This window comes from Burkholderia cenocepacia, from assembly GCF_900446215.1.
GTDB classification, from domain to species: Bacteria; Pseudomonadota; Gammaproteobacteria; order Burkholderiales; family Burkholderiaceae; genus Burkholderia; species Burkholderia cenocepacia.
Genome location: NZ_UAQZ01000017.1, coordinates 24,518 through 46,917, shown reverse-complemented (window position 1 = coordinate 46,917; position 22,400 = coordinate 24,518). Strand labels below are relative to the sequence as shown.

General features: G+C 68.8%; 18 protein-coding genes. 6 read left to right on the top strand and 12 right to left on the bottom strand.

Features of this window, described 5'->3' with window-relative positions; translation table 11 throughout:
* Window positions 1-232 precede the first annotated feature (232 nt).
* Window positions 233-664, bottom strand: a complete 432-nt coding sequence (locus DTA15_RS34695) for a MarR family winged helix-turn-helix transcriptional regulator (RefSeq protein ID WP_006483055.1) — start codon at window positions 662-664, stop codon at window positions 233-235.
* On the bottom strand, window positions 661-1,578 hold the full coding sequence (locus DTA15_RS34690; protein ID WP_006483051.1) for an alpha/beta hydrolase family protein: 918 nt from the start codon (window positions 1,576-1,578) through the stop codon (window positions 661-663). The genes DTA15_RS34695 and DTA15_RS34690 overlap by 4 nt, the downstream gene beginning before the upstream one ends.
* A gap of 300 nt (window positions 1,579-1,878) precedes the next feature.
* On the opposite strand from DTA15_RS34690, the gene DTA15_RS34685 reads away from it, so the two are divergent.
* Together DTA15_RS34685 and DTA15_RS34680 are read left to right on the top strand one after the other, a co-directional pair.
* Window positions 1,879-2,847, top strand: coding sequence for an ABC transporter substrate-binding protein (locus DTA15_RS34685; protein WP_006494828.1), 969 nt, complete (start codon window positions 1,879-1,881; stop codon window positions 2,845-2,847).
* 61 nt (window positions 2,848-2,908) lie between these two features.
* Window positions 2,909-4,003, top strand: a complete 1,095-nt coding sequence (locus DTA15_RS34680) for an LLM class flavin-dependent oxidoreductase (RefSeq protein WP_006483029.1) — start codon at window positions 2,909-2,911, stop codon at window positions 4,001-4,003.
* A 78-nt stretch (window positions 4,004-4,081) separates the two neighbouring features.
* Here the strand turns inward: DTA15_RS34680 and DTA15_RS34675 are convergent, their stop codons facing one another.
* The 7 genes from DTA15_RS34675 to DTA15_RS34645 form a co-directional block, all read right to left on the bottom strand.
* Window positions 4,082-5,014, bottom strand: a complete 933-nt coding sequence (locus DTA15_RS34675; RefSeq protein ID WP_012493344.1) for an ABC transporter substrate-binding protein — start codon at window positions 5,012-5,014, stop codon at window positions 4,082-4,084.
* A 34-nt stretch (window positions 5,015-5,048) separates the two neighbouring features.
* On the bottom strand, window positions 5,049-6,848 hold the full coding sequence (locus DTA15_RS39400) for an amino acid ABC transporter permease/ATP-binding protein (RefSeq protein WP_006483625.1): 1,800 nt from the start codon (window positions 6,846-6,848) through the stop codon (window positions 5,049-5,051).
* Between the two features lie 62 nt (window positions 6,849-6,910).
* A complete protein-coding gene (locus DTA15_RS34665) occupies window positions 6,911-8,263 on the bottom strand; it encodes an LLM class flavin-dependent oxidoreductase (RefSeq protein ID WP_006483628.1) in 1,353 nt (450 codons plus the stop codon).
* A gap of 10 nt (window positions 8,264-8,273) precedes the next feature.
* Window positions 8,274-9,323, bottom strand: a complete 1,050-nt coding sequence (locus DTA15_RS34660; RefSeq protein WP_006483631.1) for an LLM class flavin-dependent oxidoreductase — start codon at window positions 9,321-9,323, stop codon at window positions 8,274-8,276.
* Window positions 9,324-9,376: 53 nt separating this feature from the next.
* On the bottom strand, window positions 9,377-10,330 hold the full coding sequence (locus DTA15_RS34655; RefSeq protein WP_006483635.1) for an ABC transporter substrate-binding protein: 954 nt from the start codon (window positions 10,328-10,330) through the stop codon (window positions 9,377-9,379).
* 66 nt (window positions 10,331-10,396) lie between these two features.
* The gene (locus DTA15_RS34650; RefSeq protein WP_006483626.1) at window positions 10,397-10,957 is read right to left on the bottom strand and encodes a GNAT family N-acetyltransferase; all 561 of its coding nucleotides are present in this window, start codon (window positions 10,955-10,957) and stop codon (window positions 10,397-10,399) included.
* Window positions 10,958-11,429: 472 nt separating this feature from the next.
* Window positions 11,430-12,353 carry a recombination-associated protein RdgC gene (locus DTA15_RS34645; protein WP_012493343.1) on the bottom strand — a complete coding sequence of 308 codons (924 nt, stop codon included), beginning with the start codon at window positions 12,351-12,353 and terminating at the stop codon, window positions 11,430-11,432.
* Window positions 12,354-12,593: 240 nt separating this feature from the next.
* Between DTA15_RS34645 and DTA15_RS34640 the strand changes: the two genes are divergently transcribed.
* Complete coding sequence (locus DTA15_RS34640) at window positions 12,594-13,661, top strand: double zinc ribbon family protein (RefSeq protein WP_034178527.1); 1,068 nt, start codon at window positions 12,594-12,596, stop codon at window positions 13,659-13,661.
* A 58-nt stretch (window positions 13,662-13,719) separates the two neighbouring features.
* Here the strand turns inward: DTA15_RS34640 and DTA15_RS34635 are convergent, their stop codons facing one another.
* From DTA15_RS34635 to DTA15_RS34625, 3 genes are all read right to left on the bottom strand, one after another.
* Window positions 13,720-14,751, bottom strand: coding sequence for a succinylglutamate desuccinylase/aspartoacylase family protein (locus DTA15_RS34635; protein WP_006483634.1), 1,032 nt, complete (start codon window positions 14,749-14,751; stop codon window positions 13,720-13,722).
* Window positions 14,752-14,998: 247 nt separating this feature from the next.
* Window positions 14,999-15,274 (bottom strand): hypothetical protein, encoded by a 276-nt coding sequence (locus DTA15_RS34630; protein ID WP_006483627.1) that lies wholly within the window; start codon window positions 15,272-15,274, stop codon window positions 14,999-15,001.
* 253 nt (window positions 15,275-15,527) lie between these two features.
* Window positions 15,528-17,078, bottom strand: a complete 1,551-nt coding sequence (locus tag DTA15_RS34625; protein WP_012493342.1) for a sensor domain-containing diguanylate cyclase — start codon at window positions 17,076-17,078, stop codon at window positions 15,528-15,530.
* A 465-nt stretch (window positions 17,079-17,543) separates the two neighbouring features.
* Between DTA15_RS34625 and DTA15_RS34615 the strand changes: the two genes are divergently transcribed.
* Genes DTA15_RS34615 through DTA15_RS34605 form a run of 3 tightly spaced genes read left to right on the top strand, consistent with a single transcriptional unit; the run spans window position 17,544 to window position 22,377 of the window.
* Window positions 17,544-20,420 carry a xanthine dehydrogenase family protein molybdopterin-binding subunit gene (locus DTA15_RS34615; protein WP_006483637.1) on the top strand — a complete coding sequence of 959 codons (2,877 nt, stop codon included), beginning with the start codon at window positions 17,544-17,546 and terminating at the stop codon, window positions 20,418-20,420.
* Window positions 20,417-21,121: a (2Fe-2S)-binding protein gene (locus tag DTA15_RS34610; protein WP_006483632.1), complete on the top strand. Its 705-nt coding sequence runs from the start codon at window positions 20,417-20,419 to the stop codon at window positions 21,119-21,121. Before DTA15_RS34615 ends, DTA15_RS34610 begins: the two co-directional genes overlap by 4 nt.
* Window positions 21,118-22,377, top strand: a complete 1,260-nt coding sequence (locus DTA15_RS34605) for a cytochrome c (protein ID WP_012493341.1) — start codon at window positions 21,118-21,120, stop codon at window positions 22,375-22,377. The genes DTA15_RS34610 and DTA15_RS34605 overlap by 4 nt, the downstream gene beginning before the upstream one ends.
* The last annotated feature ends 23 nt before the right edge of the window (window positions 22,378-22,400 follow it).

The window sequence follows — 22,400 nt, the reverse complement described above, 5'->3', positions numbered from 1 at the left end:
CCAGTCCGGGCATGCGACGAATGTGTCGAAGTGGATTGCAATGTAGGCGATTCGAATGCCGCGCGACAGGCGGTTTTTTGTAACAGGACGTAGCCGGAAAGCGTTGCCGAAAGCGCGCATCGGGCCCGCAAGTTTTGCCGTTGCGCGGCATGAAAATCGAATCGAAAACGCGAATCGCAATCGCTTGCGATTGATGCGCGCGCACGCCGGCCGCGCGCGCGTGAAGCGCGGTTCAGCGCTCCGCCGGAAAGCGCTCCTGCAACGCATGCAGCCAGCGCGCGACGACGTCGAGTTCGTCGTCGGAAAACCCGTCGCACAGCTTGCCGTTGAGTTCGCGCAGCAGCACGCGCGCACGCTTGAGTGCCGCGTGGCCGTCGTCGGTCAGGTACAGCCGCGTCGCGCGGCCGTCGTCCGAGTCGGCATGACGCGTGATGAGGCCGGCTTTCGCCATCCGGTCGGCGAGGCCCGTCATCGCGGATGGCGCAAGTTGCAGCGTCGCGCCGACTTCGCCGATCAGCGCGCCGTCCTGTTTCGCGAGACAGAACAGCACGCCGGCCTGCGCGGCGCTCGCGCGCGTCTCGGTTTCGGCCTTGCGGTCGATCCAGCGCTGCACGCGCCGCTGGCCGATGTTCAACATGAAAAACAGTCGTCGGTCTTCGCTCAAGCTGGGTTCCCGGCTGCAATGGAAAGGGAGGGGCGGCCCGCGGCGCGCGGCGTGTCGAGCGCCTGCGCGAGCCAGTCGGCGACGTCGGGCCACAGCACGGTGCCGGGCCGGCTGCGAAAGAAGCCCATGTGCCCGACCGGGCCGCTGCCCGCCGCACGCGGATCGATCTGGCGGCGTTCGACCTTCGCGCGGGTCAGATAGCTTACCAGCAGGCCGATCGCGGCCGGATTCGCCCACGGATCGTCGTCGAAGCCGAGCGCGAGGATCGGCAACTGCTGCTTCGAGAAGCGCTCGGCCGCACCGAGCGTCGGATCGTCGAAGAAGTAGTGCGGCAGCGTCGTCCAGCGGCTCCATTCGCGGAACACGCCGGCCGGCAGATCCTCGCCGAGCCCGAGCCGCTTGCCGGGCACGTAGCCGAGCAGCGCGGACGTCAGCGGGCCGAGCACGCGCAGGATCAGCCGCACCTTCACGCGTTCGGCCGCCTGCGCGATCAGCCGCGTGCTGCCCGCATGCGCGGCGACGAGCACGGCCGCGCGCAGATGCGTCGTCGCGCCGGACAGCCCGATCGCGTGTCCGCCGACGCTGTGGCCGACCGCCAGCAACGGGAGCCCTTCATGCGCGTGCCGGGCCCACGCGGTCGCGGCGCCCACGTCGAGCTCCATCCAGTCGCGCATGCGGGCCTGCAGCGTGCGCAGCCGCGCGGGCCGCGATGCGCCGATGCCGCGATAGTTGTAGGTCAGCGCCGCGAAACCGCGCTCGGTCAGGAAGCGCGCGAAGCCCGCATACAGCCGCTCGGGCACGGCCGTCGCCGGATGGATCAGGACCAGCGCGCGCGGCGGCGCGTCCGGCGACCACAGCGTGCCGTGCAGTACGTAGCCGTCGGCGGCGGAAAATTCGATGGGTTCGGAGGTCATGGCCGTCCTCGCTCGGGCAGTTATTTCGTATGCGAAATATAGTCGGTAATGTGTTTCGCGTGCGAAATATCTATCGAGGAATCGTTCGAACTTCACGCGGCGGCGGCGGCCGGCGGCGAAGCGGCGGCCGCACGCGCGTGCTTCATAAAATATTTGCATCTTTGCATAGAAGAATATTGCGTTTGTGTCATGAAGTGGATCGACGTATCTTCACCGGTTCCATCCGTTCCGCCGGCGGTCGCGCACGGCGGACCAAGGGCGTCGCCGTCGCGCGGCCGCCCGCCAACCTTCCGGGAGATCATGTTGCTGAGCCGAATCGTCACGGCGCTCTTGCTGGCGCTTGCCGCGCAGCCGGGCATCGCCAAGGACACCGTCACGCTGCGCGTCGGTGAACAGAACTACTTCAACATCCAGGCATCGATGGAAGCGTCCGGCGTGCTGAAGGACCTGCCTTACACGATCGAATGGAAGCACTTCCAGGCCGCCGCGCCGGTCGCCGAAAGCCTGAACGGCAACGCGATCGACCTCGGCTTCCTCGGCGATTCCGCGCTGCTCACGCTGGCCGCGCGCGGCGCGCCGGTCAAGGTCGTCGCGGTGTCGCGGCAGAGTCTCGACGGCGTCGCGATCCTCGTGCCGAAAAACTCGCCGGTGCGCACCGTGGCCGACCTGCAGGGCAAGACCATCGCGGTATGGCGCGGCGCCTGGAGCCAGCAACTCGTGCTGCGCGCGCTCGAACACGCGGGCCTGCGCGCCGATTCGGTGAAGTACGCGTACCTGATGCCGATCGACGCGACCAACGCGCTCGCGAACGGTTCGGTCGATGCGGTGTCGCTGTGGGAGCCGTTCGTCAGCACGCTGGCGTTACGGCAGGGCGCGCGGCCCGTGACGACCGCGCAGGGGCTGATGCCGGCGCTGAGCTTCGTCGCCGCGAACGAGCAGGCCGCCTCGGGCAAGCGCGCGGAGATCACCGATTTCCTGCGGCGCGTGGTGGCCGCACGCCAGTGGGTCGACAGCCATCCGCGCGAGTACGCGGACCTGTGGGCGAAGCGCGCGAATCTCGAACCCGACGTCGCGTATCGCTGGCTCAACAATGCTCGGCAGCGCGTCGGCCCGGTCGACGAGACGGCCGCGAAGGACGCGCAGAACACGGCCGACTTCCTGCACAAGTCCGGCGTGATTCCGGCCGCGTACGACACGTCGAAGCTGCTCGACCGCTCGTATGCGGGCGCGTTCGCGGCGCCTGCGCAGAAGACCGCCGCCGCGCAGTGACCGTGCGGCCCGCTGCACGATTCCCGCGCTTCCCGATCGACATACCCGAGGACATCCCGACATGCCAGTCGACATCATCGGCATGATCACCGCGACACCCGGCGCGGAGGTCGACGTACCGGGCGGCGCGGCCGTCCAGCCGGACTACGTGCGCCGCTTCGCGCAGGCGCACGAAGCCGCCGGCTTCGACCAGATCCTGATCGGCCATTTCAGCAACGCGGCGGACGGCTTCATCGTCGCGTCGTTCGCGGCCGCCGCGACCGCGCGCATCCGTCTCCTGCTCGCGCACCGGCCGGGCGTGATCGTGCCGTCGGCCGCCGCGCGGCAGATAGCGACGCTCGACGTGTTCAGCGGCGGAAGGCTGGCGCTGAACGTGGTGTCCGGCGGCGACGATGCGGATCTGCAGCGCGACGGCGATTTCGTGCCGCACGATGCCCGCTATCGCCGCACCGGCGAATATCTCGACGTGCTGAAACGGATCTGGCTGGCCGATGCGCCGGTCGATCACGACGGCGCGTTCTACCGGCTGCGCGGGGCGTCGCCGGTCGTGAAGGGCGCGCAGCGGCCGCATGTGCCGATCTATTTCGGCGGCTCGTCGCCGGCCGCGCTCGCCGTCGCGGGCGAGCATGCGGATGTCTACATGACGTGGGGCGAGCCGCTCGACGCGGTGCGCGAGCAGATCGCGCGCGTGCGGGCCGCCGCCGCGCCGTTCGGGCGGGCGCCGCGCATCAGCGTGTCGTTCCGGCCGATCGTCGCGGATACGGAGGCGGCTGCGTGGGAAAAGGCCGAGGCGATCCGCGAACGCGTGCGTGCGGCGCGGCTCGCGAACGGTCAGCCGATCGCCGGTCACGCACCGCAGAATGCGGGCTCGCAGCGGCTGATGGCCGCCGCCGCGCAGGGCGACGTGCTCGACGAACGGCTGTGGATGGGCGTTGCGAACCTGACCGGCGCGCGCTGGAATTCGACCGCGCTGGTCGGTACGCCCGAGCAGGTCGCGCGTGCGCTCGGCGCGTACTACCGGCTCGGCGTATCGACGTTCCTGATTCGCGGTTTCGATCCGCTCGACGATGCGCTGGCCTACGGGCGCGACCTGATCCCGGCGATTCACGCGCATGTTGCGGAGCTCGACCGCTATCGGGCGGCGGTGCCGGCGTAGGCGAACCCGCCGAACTGCCGCACGTTGACGCGCCCCGGCATCGCCATCACGGCATGCCGGGGCGCTTGCCTTGAACGCTCAGAACGACGGCAACCCCGGCGGATTGGTCTCCGCCCGCGCGATCGCCTCGCTCTGCAAACCCCAGCGCGCGAGCGCCTGCCCGTAGCGGCCGTTGCCGATCAGCGCATTGGTCGCGAGCGTCAGCGCCGGCGCGAGCCCGCTGCCGCGGCGCGTCGCGATCGCGACGTCCGCATTCGCCGGCCAGCCCGCATTGACGACGCCGACGCGACGGATCTTGCCGGTGCGCGCGGCCTCGTACGCGAGCGACGCGTTCGGGTTCAGCTCCGCATCCGCGCGGCCCGACAGCAGCGCGACGCGCGCCGTCGCATCGTCGTCGAAATAGAGCAGCTCGGCCGGCTTCAGCCCTTGCGCGACGTTGCGCTTGCTCCATTCGAGCAGGATGCGCTCCTGGCTCGTGCCGGCGCCGGTGATGATCCGCAAACCCGCGATGTCCTTCGGCTCCGCGATCTTCGCGATCGGGCTGGCGGTGCGCACGTAGAAGCCGTGCAGCCCGAGCCGGTAGGTCGTGAAATCGTATTTCTCCTTGCGCTTCTCGGTGACGCCGACGTTCGAGATCACCGCGTCGTACTTGCCGGACGTCAGCCCGAGCGGCCAGTCGGCCCACGCGATCGGCAGCAGCACGAGCGTGCGGCCGAGCGCGTCGGCAACGAGCTGCGCATAGTCGGGATCGGCGCCGACCACGGTGCGCGCGTCGGTCGCATAGGTCGACACGGGCGGTGCGTGCGGCGAGATCGCGACCGTGAACGCGCCGTCGCGCACCCAGCGGTAGCCGCTGGCCGCGCGGATGGCCGCGTCGTCGGGGCCGGTGCGCAAGCGGCCGGCCTGGCGCGGGTCGAGGTCGGCGGTGGCCGCCGCCGCGCGTGCCGCCTGCCACGGCAGGCCCGATGCCGCGAGCAGCGCGGCCGTGATGAACTGGCGTCGATCGGTCATCGTGCGGCACCCCGCGAGTCGGAAGCGGCGCGCATCACAGCACCCGCGACAGGAACGCGCGGGTGCGCGGATGCGACGGCGCATCGAGCACGGCGGCGGGCGGCCCGGCCTCGACGATGCGCCCGCGTTCCATGAACAGCACGTTGTCCGCCACTTCGCGCGCGAAGCCGATTTCGTGCGTGACGATCACGAGCGTCGTGCCCGAGCGCGCGAGTTCCTTGATCACGTCGAGCACTTCGTTCACGAGTTCGGGATCGAGCGCCGACGTCGGCTCGTCGAACAGCAGCACCTTCGGCCGCAATGCGAGCGCCCGCGCGATCGCGACACGTTGCTGCTGGCCGCCGGACAACTGGCGCGGGTACGCATCGGCCTTATCCGCGAGGCCGACCCGCGCGAGCAGCGCGCGTGCGCTGTGCTCGGCCGCATCGCGCGTCACGCCGGCGACGGCGACCGGCGCTTCGATGAGGTTCTCGAGCACCGTCAGGTGCGGGAACAGGTTGAAGTTCTGGAATACCATGCCGACGGCCGTGCGCCGCTTCAGCACGTCGCGCTCCTTCAGCTCGTGCAGCACGTCGCCGTCGCGGCGATAGCCGATCAGCTCGCCGTCGATGTCGATGAAGCCGTCGTCGACGCGTTCGAGATGGTTGATCGTGCGCAGCAGCGTCGACTTGCCGGAGCCGGACGGCCCGACGATCACGGTCACGCTGCCGCGCGGCGCGACGAACGACACGTTGTCGAGCACGCGCTGCATGCCGAACTGCTTCGACACGCCATGCACGGCCACTTCGCCGCCGGTGCGCGACACCGCGGCCACGGTATCGGCAGGCGGGCCGGCCTCGCCTCGTGCACGGGCGATCGAGGCCGTGCGGCGCGACGTGACACGCCGCCACAGTCTGCCGATGCGCGCCAGCGCGAACGTGACCACGGACGGCGGCGGGTTGCGCAGCGCGCCGCGTGCATAGTGCCGCTCGACCTGTACCTGGATCGCGGACAGCACGGTCAGGATGATCAGGTACCAGACGGTCGCGACCATCAGCAGCGGAATCACTTCGAGGTTGCGGCGATAGATCACCTGCACCGTGTAGAACAACTCCGGCATCGCGAGCACGTACACCATCGACGTGCCTTTCGCGAGCGTGATCAGGTCGTTGAACGCGGTCGGCAGGATCGCGCGCATCGCCTGCGGCAGCACGATCCGCGACGTCTGGCGGCCGCGCGGCAGCCCGAGCGCGGCGGCGGCTTCGAGCTGGCCCTGGTCGACCGCGAGAATGCCGCCGCGGATCACCTCCGCGGAAAACGCCGCATGATTCAGCGTGAGGCCGAGCACGGCCGCGAGGAACGGGCTGATGAGGTCGGTCGTCGGCGTGTCGAACCACACGATGTCGGTGAACGGCACGCCGAGCCGCACGTGCTCGTACAGGTAGCCGAGGTTGTTCAGGATCAGCAGCAGCACGATCAGCGGAATCGAGCGGAACAGCCACACGAAGGTCCATGCGCTGGCCGACAGCAGGCGCGACCGCGACAGCCGGGCCAGCGCGACGAACGCGCCGAGCACGAAGCCGAACACCGCGCCGAGCAGCGTCAGCACCAGCGTGCGCGCGAGCCCCGACAGCACCGGCGGCGACAGGAACCATTCGGCGAACACCGGCCAGCCCCACTGCGGGTTGCCGAGAATCGAATGCAGCGTGAGCGCGATCAGCACGAGCGCGAGCACGGTGCCGGCCGTGCGCGACCGGTGGCGCGCGGGCACGATCCGCAAACGCGTGCCGGGCTCGCGAGCGCCGGGGGAAGAGAGCGGCGGCAGCGCGCCGCCGAGATGGGTCGTGTCGCTCATGTCGTGGGAATCCTCGAATCGATCGATCGGCGGGCGCGCCGCGCACGGGCGGCGCGGCGGCGTCAGGCGTGCGCTTCGGCCGCCGCTTCCTGTGCGGCGCCGGGCGTCGCGTAGCGGCTCGCCTTGCGCGGCAGACCGAGGTGATCGCGCAGCGTCGCGCCGGGCAGGTCGCGGCTGTAGCGGCCGCGCGCCTCGAGCACCGGAATCACGAGTTCGATGAAATCGTCGACGCCCTGCGCCTGCACCGGGAAACCGAGGATGAAGCCGTCGCCGGCGCCCGCGTCGTGCCAGCGGATCAGTTCGTCGGCGACGTGCTCGGCCGTGCCGATGAAGTTCGGCCGCGGCGTCGCGACCGCGAGCGCGGTCTCGCGCAGCGACAGGCCCTTGCGCTTCGCATCGGCCTTGATCCGGTCGGTGGTCGAGCGGAAGCTGTTGCGGCCGAGCTCGCCGAGTTCCGGGAACGGCGCGTCGAGCGGGTACTGCGTGAAGTCGTGGTGATCGAAATAGCGGCCGAGGTACGCGAGCGCCTCGTCGATCGTCAGCAGGTCGCGGATCGCCTGGTATTTGTCCTCCGCTTCGGCGGCCGTGCGGCCGACGATCGGCCCGACGCCGGGGAAGATCTTCACGTCGCCGGCCTGCCGCCCGTGCTCGATCGCGCTCTGTTTCACGCGCCGCGTGAACGCGGCCGTTTCGTCGATCGACGGCGAATGCGTGAACACGGCATCCGCGTATTTGCCCGCGAGGCCGATCCCGGTGTCGGACGAGCCGGCCTGGAAGATCACCGGCTGCCCCTGCGGCGAGCGCTGGATGTTCAGCGGGCCCGCGACCTGGAAGAAGCGGCCGTGGTGATCGAGCGTATGCAGCTTGTCGCGATCGAAGAAGCGGCCGGTCGCGCGGTCGCGCACGAATGCATCGTCGTCCCAGCTGTCCCACAGGCCCTGCACGACGTCGAGATATTCGTCGGCGATTTCGTAGCGCAGTTCGTGATCCGGGTGTGCCTTGCCGAAATTCTTCGCGGTGCCTTCGAGCGGCGTCGTCACGACGTTCCAGCCGGCGCGCCCGCCGCTGATCGCGTCGAGCGACGCGAGCTGGCGTGCGACCGTGAACGGCTCGCTGTACGACGTCGAGATCGTGCCCGCGAGCCCGATCTTCTTCGTCGCGACCGCGAGCGCCGACAGCACGGTCAGCGGCTCGAAGCGGTTCAGGAAATGCGGGATCGACTTCTCGTTGATGTAGAGGCCGTCCGCGACGAACGCGAACGCGATGCCGGCGGCTTCCGCCTTGCGGGCGACGCCGATCATGAAATCGAGGTTGATGCTCGCGTCGGGCGGATTGCTCGGATGCCGCCACGCGTTCATGTGGCTGCCTGCGCCTTGCAGCATCAGGCCGAAGGGGATCGATCGTCGGGTCGTCATGATGGGAATGTCACGCGTTCGGGTCAGGGGAGAGGGAGCGGTCGGCCGCGAGGGCCGCCTGCAACGGCGTGGTGGACAGCGCGCCGCCGAGCCATTCGGCCGATGCGAGTCGCGCCGCGTAGTCGGACACCGGCGAATCGATCACGAACGCATCGACGTCGAGCCGGCGGCTCAGCGCGTCGAGCGCGCGATGCACGCGCTCGGGCGTATCGGCCAGCACCGTCGGGCGCAGCTCGTCGATCCGGTAGTCGGATGCGCCGCTTTGCCGCGCGAATTCCGCGGCTGCCTGCGCGCTGGCGAGGTTGAAGCTCTGGCCGCCCGCGAACTGCAGCTTGAAGATCTTCAGCGGCCCGATCAGTCGTTCGGCTTCGTCGCGGGTCGGCGCGGCGACCGCATACAGCGCGACGAGCGGTTTCTCGCCGCCCGCGCTGCGGTAGGCGTCGAGCGAGCGTTCGAGATTCGCGTCGTCGCCGTTGAAATGGCCCGCGTAGCAAAAACGCCAGCCGTTGCGCGCGGCGAGCGCGCCGCTGTCCGGCGAGCCGCCGAGCAGGATGCGTTCGGGCAACTGCGGCGGCACCGGCATCGCGACCGCGCCGGCGAGCGGATGATCCTCGGCCACGCCCCAGCCGAGAAACGCGTCGAGCGCCGCGAGCTGCCCCGCGAAATCGGGCTTGCGCGCCTTGTCGTGGAACCACTGCAGTGCGCGCGTGGTCAGCGGCAGCCCGCCGGGCGCCTTGCCGATGCCGAGATCGACGCGGCCCGGCGCGAGCGCGGCCAGCAGCTTGAAGGTCTCCGCGACCTTGAACGGGCTGTAGTGCTGCAGCATCACGCCGCCCGAGCCGATGCGGATGCGCGACGTGTGCGCGAGCAGGTGCGCGACGACGATCTCCGGCGCCGAGCTCGCGAAACCCGGCGTGCCGTGATGTTCGGCGACCCAGAAGCGCGCGTAGCCGAGCTGTTCGGCGCGTTGCGCGAGCGTCGTGGTGAAGCGCAGCGCATCGGCGGCGTTCGCGCCGTCGGCGATCGGACTCTTGTCCAGCAACGAAAGCGAATAAGACATGGTGAGCGGCGTTCCTGCGTGAGCGTGGATGGACGGTTGCGGGCGCGCGGCGCTCAGCTCTTCGGCAGCCCGGGCGGATTCGTGCGCGACTGGTCGATCGCTTCGGACGCGAGGTTCCAGCGGTCGAGCACCTGCTGGTAGCGGCCGCTCTTGATCAGCCCGTTCAGCGCGACGGTCAGCGGCTCGGCGAGGCCGCTGCCGCGACGCGTCGCGATCGCGATGTCGGCCGTGCGCGGCCAGCCGCCGCTGATCGCGCCGACGAGCCGCGTCTTGCCTTGCTGCGCGCTTTGATACGCGAGCACCGAGTTCACGCTGAACACCGCGTCGGCGCGGCCCGACTGCACGGCGACGATGCGCATCGCCTGGTCGTCGTAATACTGGATCTGCACGGGTTTCAGCCCGTGCGCGACGTTCTCGCGGTCCCAGGCGAGCAGGATCTTTTCCTGGTTGGTGCCGGCGTCGGTCACGATGCGCAGCCCCGCGACGTCCTTCGGCTCGCGGATCGCCTGGATCTTGCTGTCGTTGCGGACGTAGAAGCCGACCTGATCCTTGCGATAGGTCGAGAAATCGAACTTCTGCTTGCGCTCCTCGGTGACGGTCACGTTCGAGATCACCGCGTCGACTTTCCCCGATTCGAGCGCCAGCGGCCAGTCGGCCCACGCGAGCGCGACGATCTTCAGCTTGCGGCCGAGGCTGTCGGACACGAGCTGACCGACGTCGGCGTCGAAGCCGATCACCGTGCGCGCGTCGGTCGCATACGAACTGATCGGCGGCAGGCTCGGCGCGATCCCGATCGTCAGCGTGCCGGGGTCGGCGAACTTGAACGACGCGGGCACCGCGCGCTCGACCGCCGCATCGGCGGTGCCACGCGGGCGGCCGCGTTGTTCGGGGCTCAGGTCGAACGTCGCGGCGGCTGCAGCCGTCGCGGCGGCGAAGGCGCTCAGGCCGATCAGCGCGGTGGCCAGCGTGCGCACGGCACGGGATGAAAACGGTACGGCTCGATGCATGAAGACGTCCTGTCGTGGAAGCGTGGAAAGCGGAATGGGCGAGATGGAATGCGGGACGTCGTGCACTCAGCGCGGCAGCACCGGTTCGGGCACCGGCGCCCACAGGTCGGCCAGCGTCGACGTGCGCGACGGATCGACGAGATCCTTGCCGAAGCGCAGATGGAAATACGCTTCGGGATCGATCGACGAATCGAACAGCCGCGTATAGCCGGTGCGGTCGTACAGCGCCCACGCTTCGGGCTGGCGAAAGCCGGTGGTCAGGTAGAGGCGCTGGTAGCCCTGCTGCGCGGCGCGCAGTTCGAGCGCTTCGACGATGCGCCGGGCGAGGCCCTGGCGGCGCAGGTCGGCGCGCGTCCAGATGCGTTTGAGTTCGGCGGTCCGTGCGTCGTAGCGCTTGAACGCGCCGCCGCCGATCGTTTCGCCGTCGCGCAGCAACAGCACGAACGCGCCTTCGGGCGGCGCGAACAGTTCGGCCGGGTAGCGTGCGAGTTCGTCGCGGGCCGACGCGCGGCTGTCGGGGCGGTACGCGTCGTAACGGATCGAATACTCGTCGATCAGCGCGTCGATCAGCGGCTGCGCGCGGACGTCGAGCGGCGTCGTGTCGATGATGCGGTCGTTCGTGGCCATGGGCATCGCGAATGGCGCGCGATGCGGACGTTCCTGGCGGGGTGCGGGCACGCGGCCCGTCCGGTCTGTTCCGTTATCGCGACGCAGTTGTCGTGATGGCGGCGGCTGTCGTGCCCGATGCGAGGCATCCGGCGTGCCGCCGCCGTTTTGAACACGTTAGCGGCGCGGCCGGCAAAGGCGAACGAAGCAATTTCGATAAGGATTTCGCGGAAGGCGTAAGAAGGCTTGCAGGGGGCGTGGGGTGGGGCGAGCGGGCGTGGGAGAGCCGTGCCCGTTTGCGGTGTGGACGACGGGGAAGGGCCGCCGTGGATTGGCGGGGTGTCGTCGTTTCGATCGCCTGCCGGTCATGCCTGATGCCGATGAGGGCAGGCTTTTCACGGCCGCGCCCCCGGCCGCGATCCGCCGCCATGATGGCGACGGTCCCCCTTGAATTGTCGCGTCGTCGCGCGGCGACGACCCTCGACGACGCTGTTCAGGCTGCTGCCGGCTGAGGAACCGAGTCCTGCCGATCCCCGCCCAGGATATCGACGAGACTGGTCAGCATCCGCGCCAATTCACCCGTCATCAGCGTGAAGTCGGAGTCGAAGCGCTCGTCGTCGTTCTGCGCGGTGGGGTCCGCCGCCTCCTTGATCACGTCGAGCGGCGTGACCCGCTTGATCGTCAGCGACGGAGTCAGCACGAACGAGATCCGGTCGTCCCAGGTCATCGCGAGGCGCATGCATTGTTTGCCGGCTTCGATATGCCGGCGCATGTCGTTCGCTTCCAGCGCGTGGCCGACGTAGCGCACGGTGGCGCCGCCTTCGCCGCTCGAGCGCAACTCGGCGTCCTGGTCGACGGTGAATCCGCCCGGCGCGTCGCCGGACAGCAGCCAGTCCGTCATCGCGGCGACCGGCGAGCGCGCCACCTGAACGCCGGCGAGCGGCAATCCGTCGATCGATTTGACGAGCAGGCTGCGAACGTCGTCGGCGAGCGCCTGGGCCGCCGCATCGATGACGAGCCAGCCGTTCGCCGTATCGATCCACACGCGGGTATCGCGGCGAATGCTGAACGCGCGCGGCAGCAGTTCGTCGGTCACCTGTTCCTTGAGTTCGCGCAGTTGTTTCCGGCCGACCTTGAAGCCCTGCTGCTCTTCGAGTTCGAGCGCACGGGCCTTGGTGACCTGATTGACGACCGACGCCGGCAGCAGTTTCTTTTCGGCACGAAACACCAGCAGCATCTGCCGGTTGATCGAATACACGAGCGCGCCGTCGTCACGCGGCGACGCCCAGCCGACGCGCTGCATTTCGACGCTGCTGCCCGGCTGGAATGCGTGAGGCGCGAGCCATTTTTCCATCCGGTCGGCAGTAACGGCCCAGGGCGCGGGAAGACGGTGAAGCTGGAGATTCTTGAACCACATAGGCGTACGGGCAAAGCGCGTCATTCTATCTGACGGGGGCGATTGCCGGTCAGTGGCGGAGATTCGACGCCAATGTCGAGGGGACTTGTCCGCTAGCGCGAATGTGGGCCGACCGTTTAGGATCGGCATTCGGCATCAGCGCGGCGCCGCACGGCAACCGACGACAAAGAGAGCATCGACGGTTGCATCAAGATTGATACCAATGGAAACCATTCCAACAACAAGGAAGGAAAAACCATGATGACTTCCGGCGACGGCCTGACCAGCCCTGCGCGGCTCCTGCGACTCGCGTCATGGGTGATCGCGATCATCTTCGCCGTCTTTCTGAACATGCTCGGCAGTCTCGTGATTCGCGACATGGCGTTCGCGCCTCGGGGTGGTCCGCCGGTCATCGAGCAATTCGCCGACGCTCCGTTAAAAGCGCGGCTGGACGCGGCGCGGCGTCAGTTGCAGGCGCAGCGCGATGCGCTCGCCGAGAAGGTCGACACGATGGAAGTGGCGCGCGGCCGCGCCGTGAAGGCGTACGCGGCCGAAAAGGAAAGTTTCCGCAACTGGCTGGCCACCCGCGCGGTGACGGGAGACGGTGCGACGGACCCGGACATCGTGGCGAGAACGCGCAAGCTGGATACGCTGCAGGCAGTGGTCGTCAACTGGCAGCATCAGATCGATGCGATCGGCGACCAGCAACGGGCGCTGGCATCGCAGCAGACGCAAGTCGACACGCAAATCGCCGAAGCGGACACAGCAGCCGAACGGCGCTTCGACGACGCGACCCGGCGCTACGAGATGCAGGTGTTCGGGCTGCGGCTGGCGCTGACGTTGCCGATACTGCTGGTCGCGACCTGGCTGTTCATCCGCTACCGCAACGCGCGCTACTGGCCGTTCGTGTACGGTTTCGGCCTGTTTGCGCTGAGCGCGTTTTTCATTGAACTGGTGCCGTACCTGCCGAATTTCGGCGGCTATGTCCGGGTCCTGGTCGGCATCGTGCTCACGGTATTCGCCGGTCTTTACATGATGAAGGCGTTTCAGCGCTATGCCGAGCGCAAACGGCTCGAATTGCAGCAGGATCAGGGCGAACGCGCGCGCACGATCGGATACGAAAAAGCCGTCCGGTCGCTCGAAAAAAAGCGCTGCCCGTCATGCGACAAACAATGGAGTCTCGGTGGCAACGACTCCACGTTCTGCGTCCATTGCGGATTGAGGCTTTTCAATGTGTGCGAATGCGGTGGCCGGAATTTCTTCTTCTTTCCGCATTGCCATCAATGCGGTGTTGCGCAGGGAAACGAGTCGCCGGTGTCGTCCGACTGACGGTCGGCGTGTCCGCACTGGCAGCGTGCGACGGTCGTGAACGCGTCAGTCGGGTGCCTCACGCGATGACGCGCGGCGGCGTCGACGGCTCCGCGAGCTGAAACAGGCAATCCCCGCGCCGCACCTGCGCCGGCACGCGCTTGCACACCACCTCGCCGTCGCCGTTGAACCGGTGCAGCACCGGTTCGCGCAACGGCGTATCGGGGAAATGCACCCACGCGGCCGGCTGCCCGGCCTTCACCTGGTCGCCGAGCTCGACGAGCGGCTCGTACAGCCCGCGCTCGTACGCATAGACGAAATGGCGATCGCCGTCGACGCGCATGAAGCGCGTGACGGTCGGCGGCGCGTCGGGCACGAGCGCGCCGTGCAGCAACCCGATATAGCCGAGGTAATGCAGCAGTCCGTGGCGACCGAGCCGGATCAGCGACGGATCGGCCATCCCGGCGCCGCCGAGTTCGGTGACGATCGAGATCGCGCCTTGCCGGCGCGCGGCCGACGCCGAATGCACGGGATTCGGCGCGTGCAGCAATGCATTGTGCAATCCGAACGCGACCAGCAGCCCGTTGAGCTTCTCGGCTTCGTCGGCGTCGAGCGGATCGATCGCGAGCATGTTGCCGCCCTGGTACAGCAGCGAGCTGCCGCCCGAATGCAGGTCGACCAGATACTGCGCGCGCGACAGCAGCGCGTGCTCGATGTAGTGGGCGATCATCTGCGTCGGCGTGCCGGTCGGGTCGCCGGGAAAGCTGCGGTTCAGGTTGCCTTCGTCGAGCGGCGACACGCGCAGGCCCGCATCCGCCGCCGGGAAATTCGCCATCGGCAGCAGGATCAACTGCCCGCGGACCATGTCGGGTTCGATCTCGCGCATCAGTTGCGACACGATGATCTGGCCTTCGTACTCGTCGCCGTGGTTGCCGGCCATTACGAGCGCGACCGGGCCGTCGCCGTTGCGGATCGACGCGATCGGGATCGGCAGCCAGCCGTATGCGGAACGGTGCACGGAGTGCGGCAGCCGCAGGTAGCCCGCGTGCTTGCCTTGCGCGTCGAGATCGATTTCGCAGTGAATGGGGTTTCGAGCAGGAGAGGAAGTCATGGCAGCGTCGTTCGATGAACGGAATCTGCCATCTTATAGGGGAAACCGGCGCCGCGCGGCGCGGCGGGCGGGATCGGCCAGGCAGCGCGTGACCGCGGACGGGCGCACGGCCGTGTCTTGCCGGGCCGATACGCGGGCGCGCGCGATGTTGCAGCGATGAAGCCATGCCGGCGCGCCGGCCGGCTGCATTGACGTGCCGGCTCTCGCGCCAGCCCGTGTCGTGACGGGGCCGGCGCGCGCGACGCGCTTACCGGCCGGATGTTTCAGCTTCGAGACGTCCTTCTTCCCACAGTGCCCAGAAACGGCTGCCGGCGCGATACGGATTCGCGCGTCGCGCGGCGTGATCGGCGACGCCCTGACGAAACGCGCCATACAGCGTGAGCGGCGGATTGTCGATGCAGGCGGCTTCGCGCGCGGCCGGCATCCGGCGCTCGGACACGAGCCGGCGGATCAGCGATGCGCCGTCGATCACGGCCTGTTCGTCGATGATTTCGGTTCGTGCGAGCACGTCGACGGTATTCATGTTGGGCTCCCTGAAACGTTCTTTCCCCATCAAGGAGCAATAAGAGTGCCAGCCGCGAAATGCCGTGCCCGGTCTCGATCGTGCGGGCTTCTGCAGTCATCTTGCGGCGCGTCGGATGGCGATGTTACGGAACACGTCACGTGACACGCGAACGCACGGCGTCATGTGCGGACCGGCAAAGCGTTTCGGAATTGAATCGTCGGGAGAACGCAGCGGGCACGGAAAGTTGATGCGCGGCGCGCGCGTCACGGGCTCAGCTTGCGGTGGCCGGCGCCATACGGCGGCTGCCGCTCGAATAGAAGCAGTAGATGCCCTTGCCGGCCGACTTCGCGTCGTACAGCGCGCTGTCGGCTTGCCGGATCAGTTCGTCGGGCGAGCCGTGCCCGTCGTCGAGCGCGATGCCGATGCTGATGCCGATGCAGACGGTCTCGCCGTTCGACAACCCATACGGCGCCGAAATCTGCCGGATGATCCGCGCGGCGAGGATCGAGCACGCGTGCATCGTCGTGTCGTCGATCGCGACGACGAATTCGTCGCCGCCGATGCGAGCCGCGAGCTCGCCCGGCGGCAGCGTCTTGCCGAGCCGTTCGGCGACCTGCGTGAGCACTTCGTCGCCGGCCTGGTGGCCGAAGCGGTCGTTGATCGACTTGAAGCCGTCGAGGTCGAGATACATGATGGCGAACGCCGGGCTCGGCAGCCGCGGCCGGCGCGCGAGCATCCGCTTGAGCGCCGCGTGCAGCTCGTGGCGATTCGGCAAACCGGTCAGCGCGTCGTGCCGCGCGAGGTGCCGGATGTGCTGTTCGGTCTGGCGGCGCGCGGTGACGTCCTCGACGATGATCACCGCGTTGCCGTCCGGCACGCGGTGGCGCGTCAGTTCGAGCTGGCGGCCGTCGGCCAGCGCGATGTCCAACGGCGCGGGCTCGTTGCGGCTCAGCCAGCTGTCGCATTGCGCGGCGAGGCCGATGCCGCCGGGATCGGTCGCGGCGTTCGCGCCGAGTGCGGCGACCACGGCCGGCAGCGGCGTATCGAGCATGATCTCGCGTGGCGAGCCGAACAGTTGCGCGGTGCGCCGGTTCGCGACGATCACGCGGCTGTCGCCATCGATCATGCACAGGCCGTGCGGCATGTAGGTGAGGGCGGCGTCGAAGCGCGCGACCAGTTCGGCGTTGCGCTGGCGCGCGGCGATCAGCGCGACGAGCACGCGGTAGTGGCGCTGCACGACCGTGCGCATCGCCGCGAGATAGATCGCGAGCGGCGGCACCAGCAGCCATGCGCCCGGCCGCGGGGCCAGCAGCGCACCGACGCCGATCGGCAGCACGCCGAGCACGACCTGCGTCATCGCGAGCCGCGGCAGCGCCGAATTGCGCGACGCGATCCCGCCGAACACGCCGCCCGCGACCATCACCGACAGCGTGCCCAGCTCGACGTCGGCCGCCTGCACGCAGCCCATCACGCCGAGGCCGAGCACGAAGCACGCGACGAGCGACACCGGCGCATAGCGCCTCGCCCAGTATTCGGCGCGATCGTCGCCGGCGTTGCGCCGCACCGTGTAGGCCCGTGCGATCGACAGGCGCGCGATGAGCAGGCCGACGTCGACGACGAGCCACGCGAGGCACCACAGCTGCTGCAGCCGGATCAGCGCGACGGCCGCGACGAAGCCGCTCGCGAGCCCGGACAGCGCCATCGGGCGCACGTCCTCGAACAGCGTGACGAGCATCGACGGACGCAGCGCGGCCGTCACGCGGTGGTTGCCGGAGGGGGGAGTGGCGAGAACGGAGTTCAGGAGAGAGGCCCTGACTGCCATGGTCGTTGACCTCGACACGATGTCGGGATGGCTGGCGACGCCCGCACGGCACGTGGCGGACGCCCGGCCGAGCCGGATGCGCACGACATTACCATGAAAAACCGGCGGCGCGGGCCGCCCGACGGCGCCGCGCACCGCTTCGCGCGGTAGTCGTAAACCACGGTTGCGAGAGGCTTGCGGATTCGGCGGCGCGAAGGCAGCATCGTTGCGAACGGAACGATGTGCGGCGACCGGCAGGAGACGGGGGCAGCCGGCGTGGCGGCCGCCGGCCGCACGCGCACGGCGGGCGATTCGCGCCCGCGACCGCCCGCCGCAGCCCGGCTGAATCCCGTTATAAGAAATCCAATAAGTATTTCATGCGAGAAATACTATAGGCGATATATCAAAAACAATGCCAGAATGCGCGCCGCTCCGAACGCCGCGACACCCGATCGCCGTCCGAGCCGCATCAGGAGGTTCCCCCCAATGAAAAACCACGGCCTGTCACGGCGGGGTTTTCTGAAAGCCAGCGTGCTGGCGGGCGTCGCGGTGTATGTCGCGCCCATCGGCAGCCGCGCGTTCGCGGCGCTCTTCGAAGAAAAACTCCTCACCCCCGTCAAGTGGGATAGCGTCACCGGCATCCCCCAATTCCGCATCGACGGCATCGCGAAGGTCACGGGCTCGAAAGTGTTCGCCCGCGACGTGCGCGCCGCCGACATGCCGCACTGGCCGCAGCAGCAGTCGCACGCGCTGATTCTGCGCGTCACGCAGGCCGACCGCACGTACGAAGGTTTCGACCTGTCGCTGCTCGGCGACGAGCTGAAGCCGGACCGCGTGGTCACGGCCGACGATCTCGCGCGCGACGGCGTCGCGTTCCCGGCGTTCTACGGCGACGACATGCTGTTGCCGGCCGGCAAGACGCCCGCGTATCTCGGCCATGCGGTCGCGATCCTGATCTATCACGACTTCGCGCGCTTCCGCTTCGCGAAGAACGCGCTGAAGTTCCGCGACGACGTGATCCGCTACGGCGCGGTCACGGGCCCGCTCGAGCGCGATCCGTGGGGCACCTTCCGCTACGTGCGCGTGGGCGGCAAGACGGCCTATGACGACGACGTCTATTCGAGCCTGAAGGACGCGCCGATCTTCCCGAGCATGATGCGCAAGCACCTGCCGGTCTGGCCGGACGGCAAGGAGCACGGCAAGCTCGACGAGCAGGGCATGTTCCTCGCCGGGCAGATCGCCAGCGAGCTCGACCATCCGTCGGCCGACTGGCTCGTGTTCGACCGCGAATACAACACGCAGTCGGTCGATACGGCCGCGCTCGAACCCGACAACGCGAACTGCTGGTACGACGCCGCGACACAATCGCTGCACCTCGTCGTGCCGACCCAGTCGCCGCTCGAAGTGTCGGAGAACGCGGCCGCGATGGTCGCGAAATGCCGCTTCCCGGTGAAGAAGCTGTTCGTGCATCCGTGCTACACGGTCGGCTACGGCTCGAAGGACCACTTCAACGTGCCGTTCTACGGCCTCGTCTGCGCGCTGTACGCGGACGGCCGCCCGGTGCGTTTCGCGAACGACCGCTACGAACAGTTCCAGACGTCGCTGAAGCGTCACGCGTTCAAGATGCGTTACCGGATCGCGGTCGACCGCAACACGGGCCTGCTGCAGTCGTTCAAGGGCGACTTCGAGGCGAACGGCGGCGGTCGCTCGAACTTCTCGCCGTCGGTCGCGATGGTCGGCGCCACCGCCGCGCAATCGATCTACTATTTCCCGAAGAGCGACCTGGCGGCCGTCGCGATCGCGTCGCGCGCGATCGACGCCGGCTCCGCACGCGGCTACGGCACGCTGCAGAGCATGGCCGCGACCGAGATGGCGGTCGACGAGATCGCCGCGCAACTGAACATCGACCCGATCGACTTCCGTCTGCGCAACGCGCTGCGTTCGGGGATGAAGAACACGCAGGGCGCGATTCCCGCCGGCGCGCTGCGCGTCGACGAAGTGCTGGAGCGCGCGAAGCAGCATCCGCTGTGGACGCGTCGCGTCGCGCGCAAGGCCGAATTCGAGGCCGCGCATCCGGGCAAGCGCTACGGCGTCGGCTTCGCGTGCGTGCAGAAGGATTTCGGCACGGGCGCGGAAGCGTCGTTCGCGAAGGTCGAATTCGACGAGCACGGCAAGGTGTCGCTGCAGCACACCGCGGCCGAGATCGGCACCGGGATGTCGACGTCGCAGGCCGTCGCGGTCGCGAAATGGCTCGGCCGTCCGGCGACCGACGTACGCGTGGCCGTGACCGAATGGCCGGACCTGCCGGTCGAGACGAGCGGCGATCCGTACCTGATGTCGCAGGCCGACCAGGACCGCCTGAGCGCGAACCCGCGCTGGTCGCCGGGCTATGCGTCGCCGTCGAGCGCGACGAACTCCGCGTACTACTTCACGCACAGCACGCGCGAAGCCGCGCGCGCCGTGTTCCGCTACGGGCTGTGGCCGGCCGCGATGTCGATCTGGACGCGCGGCCTCGGCGGCGGCCAGGCCGCGCCGTACACGATCCGCATCGAGGATGCACGCTGGGTCGACGGCAAGCTGACCGCCGACGGCCTCGAGCCGCTGACGTTCGAACAGCTCGCGAAGCAGGCGCATGCGCTCGGCCTGCCGACCGGCGCCGTCGTGCACGTGTTCAACCGCTGGCAGTGGACCGATGCGGAATTCGAGGTAGGTGGCGCGGTCGAGCGTCTGCCGATCGACGGGTTGTCGCTGCGGGTCGGCGCGCCGAAGACGGGCGATGACGGTCCGATCCCGGGCACCGCCGCGCCGGCCGGCGCGACCGCGCTGCGCGGCACGCTGCCGCCGACCGCGAACGGCTACCGCGTGCTGGACCGCAAGCGCGTGTTCATCCCGCCGACGAGCCGCAACAACGCGGCCGTCACGTATTACACGGCGGTCGGCACGCTCGTCGAGCTGGCCGTGCACGAAGCGACCGGCAAGGTCGAACTGCTCACGCACCATTCGATCATGGAATGCGGCAACCAGATTTCGCCGCAGCTCGTGTCGGGCCAGTTGCAGGGTGGTCTCGCGATGGGCATCGGCCATGCGCTGCACGAGTACCTGCCGCTTTACGAGGACGGCCCGGGCAACGGGACGTGGAACTTCAACCGTTACCAGCTGCCGCGCGCGTCCGACGTCGCCGTCTGGACGCAGACGGGCGACGTGCTGCCGCCGCTGTCCGAGACCGATCCGCCGAAGGGTGTCGCCGAAGTGGTGATGATCCCCGTCGTCGGCGCGATCGTGAACGGCATCGCGCACGCGATCGGCCATCGTTTCACCGATCTGCCGGTGACCCCGCAAAAGATTCAGGAGGTGCTCGCATGACGACCGCCCAAACCGCGGCTTCGGCCGCGAGCGCCAGCGTGGCTGCGACTGGCGCTTCCGCACCGGCGGCAACTTCGGCCGCATCGGCGTCCGTTCCCGCTGCCCCGGCTGCGCCGGCATCGGCCGCGGCCGCCGTCGAGCGTCCGCTCGTCCGGTTCCAGCAGAAACCGCTGTCGGTCAGGATCAACGGCAAGACCGTCGGTCCGATGCAGGTGCCGGAAGGTCTGATGATGATCGAGTTCCTGCACGAGTACGCGGGCCTCACCGGGTCGCGGCTCGGCTGCGGGCAGGGCATCTGCCATGCGTGCGTCGTGATCGTCGACCAGCCGGACGGCACGAGCGAGGAAATGCGCACCTGCATTACCGGCGCGCACTTCTTCCACGGCCGTTCGATCCGCACGATCGAAGGCCACGCGAAGCGCAACGAAGCCGGCGAAGTGGTCGAGCTGTCGCCGATCCAGCAGAAGTTCCTCGAACACTTCAGCTTCCAGTGCGGCTACTGCACGCCGGGTTTCGTCAACGCGGCGACCGTGCTGATCGAACGCCTGAAGCGCGAGCCGATCGCGAAGGCCGACGTGGAACGCACGATCACCGACGCGCTCGACGCGCATCTCTGCCGCTGCACGGGCTATGTCCGCTACTACGAAGCCGTCAAGGACGTGGTGCTGACGACGCCGGGACTCGTGAAGGACGCCGCATGAACCGCACACTCGCTCATCGTGTCGCGCGGGCCGCGCGCCTGCCCGCGCTCGCAGCGGCCTGTGCGCTGCTGCTCGCCGCGTGCGGCGGCCACGACGCGCCGGCCTCGAACGCGGCGTCCGGCGCACCCGGCGCCGACCCGGTCGCGCGCGGCCGCTATCTCGTGAAGGCCGCCGACTGCGCGGCGTGCCACACCGCGAAGGACGGCGCGCCGTTCGCCGGCGGCGCGGCGCTCGAATCGCCGTTCGGCACGTTCTACGGCTCGAACATCACGCCCGACAAGGATCACGGGATCGGCAACTGGAGCGCGGACGACTTCTATGCCGCGCTGCACGACGGCAAGGCGCCGGGCAAGCGCCTGTATCCGTCGATGCCGTACACGTCGTACCGGCAGCTCACGCGCGCCGACGCCGACGCGATGTTCGCGTACCTGAAGACGGTCAAGCCGGTCGCGCAGGAAAACCGCGCGCATGAACTCAAGTTCCCGTACAACCTGCGCTTCGGCATGGTCTTCTGGGACATGCTGTTCCTGAAGGACAGCCTGCCGGATGCGTCGACCGGGCAATCCGCCGACTGGCAGCGCGGCCGCTATCTCGCGGGCGCGCTCGGCCACTGCGCGGAATGCCACACGCCGCGCGCCTTCACGGGCCAGCTCGACGGCGCGAAGCCGTTCGCAGGGGCCGCGCTCGGCCGCGTGGCCGCGCCCGACATCACGCCGGCCGGCCTCGCCGCGCGCGGCTGGACGGGCACCGACCTGCAGACGTTCTTCGGCGTCGGCATCGCACCGCAAGGCTCGGCGTTCGGCGAGATGTATCCGGTCGTGCACCTGAGCACGCAGTACCTGACGAAGGACGACCTGCGCGGACTGTCGGTGTACCTGCTCGGCGATACGCCGCCCGCGCCGCAACCGGTGAAGCCGGTATCGGCCGATGCCGCGCAACTGGCCGCCGGCCGCTCGGTGTATCTCGCGGTCTGCGCGGGCTGTCACGGTTTCAACGGCGAAGGCAAGCCGCACGTGGCGGTGCCGATGAACGGCAACTCGACGGTGCGCCAGGGCGATCCGCGCAACCTGCTGGTCGCGATGCTCGACGGCATCGGCGAGCAGAAGTTCGCCGGGTTCGAAAACCTGCAGCCGATGCCGGGTTTCGCGAAAACGTTGAGCGACGACGAACTCGCGCAGCTCGCGAACTACCTGCGCGCGACGTGGGGCGGCCAGCCGGCGAGCGTCACGTCGGCCGACGTGAAGGCGATGCGTTGAATCGCACCCCGGGGCGGGGCGTC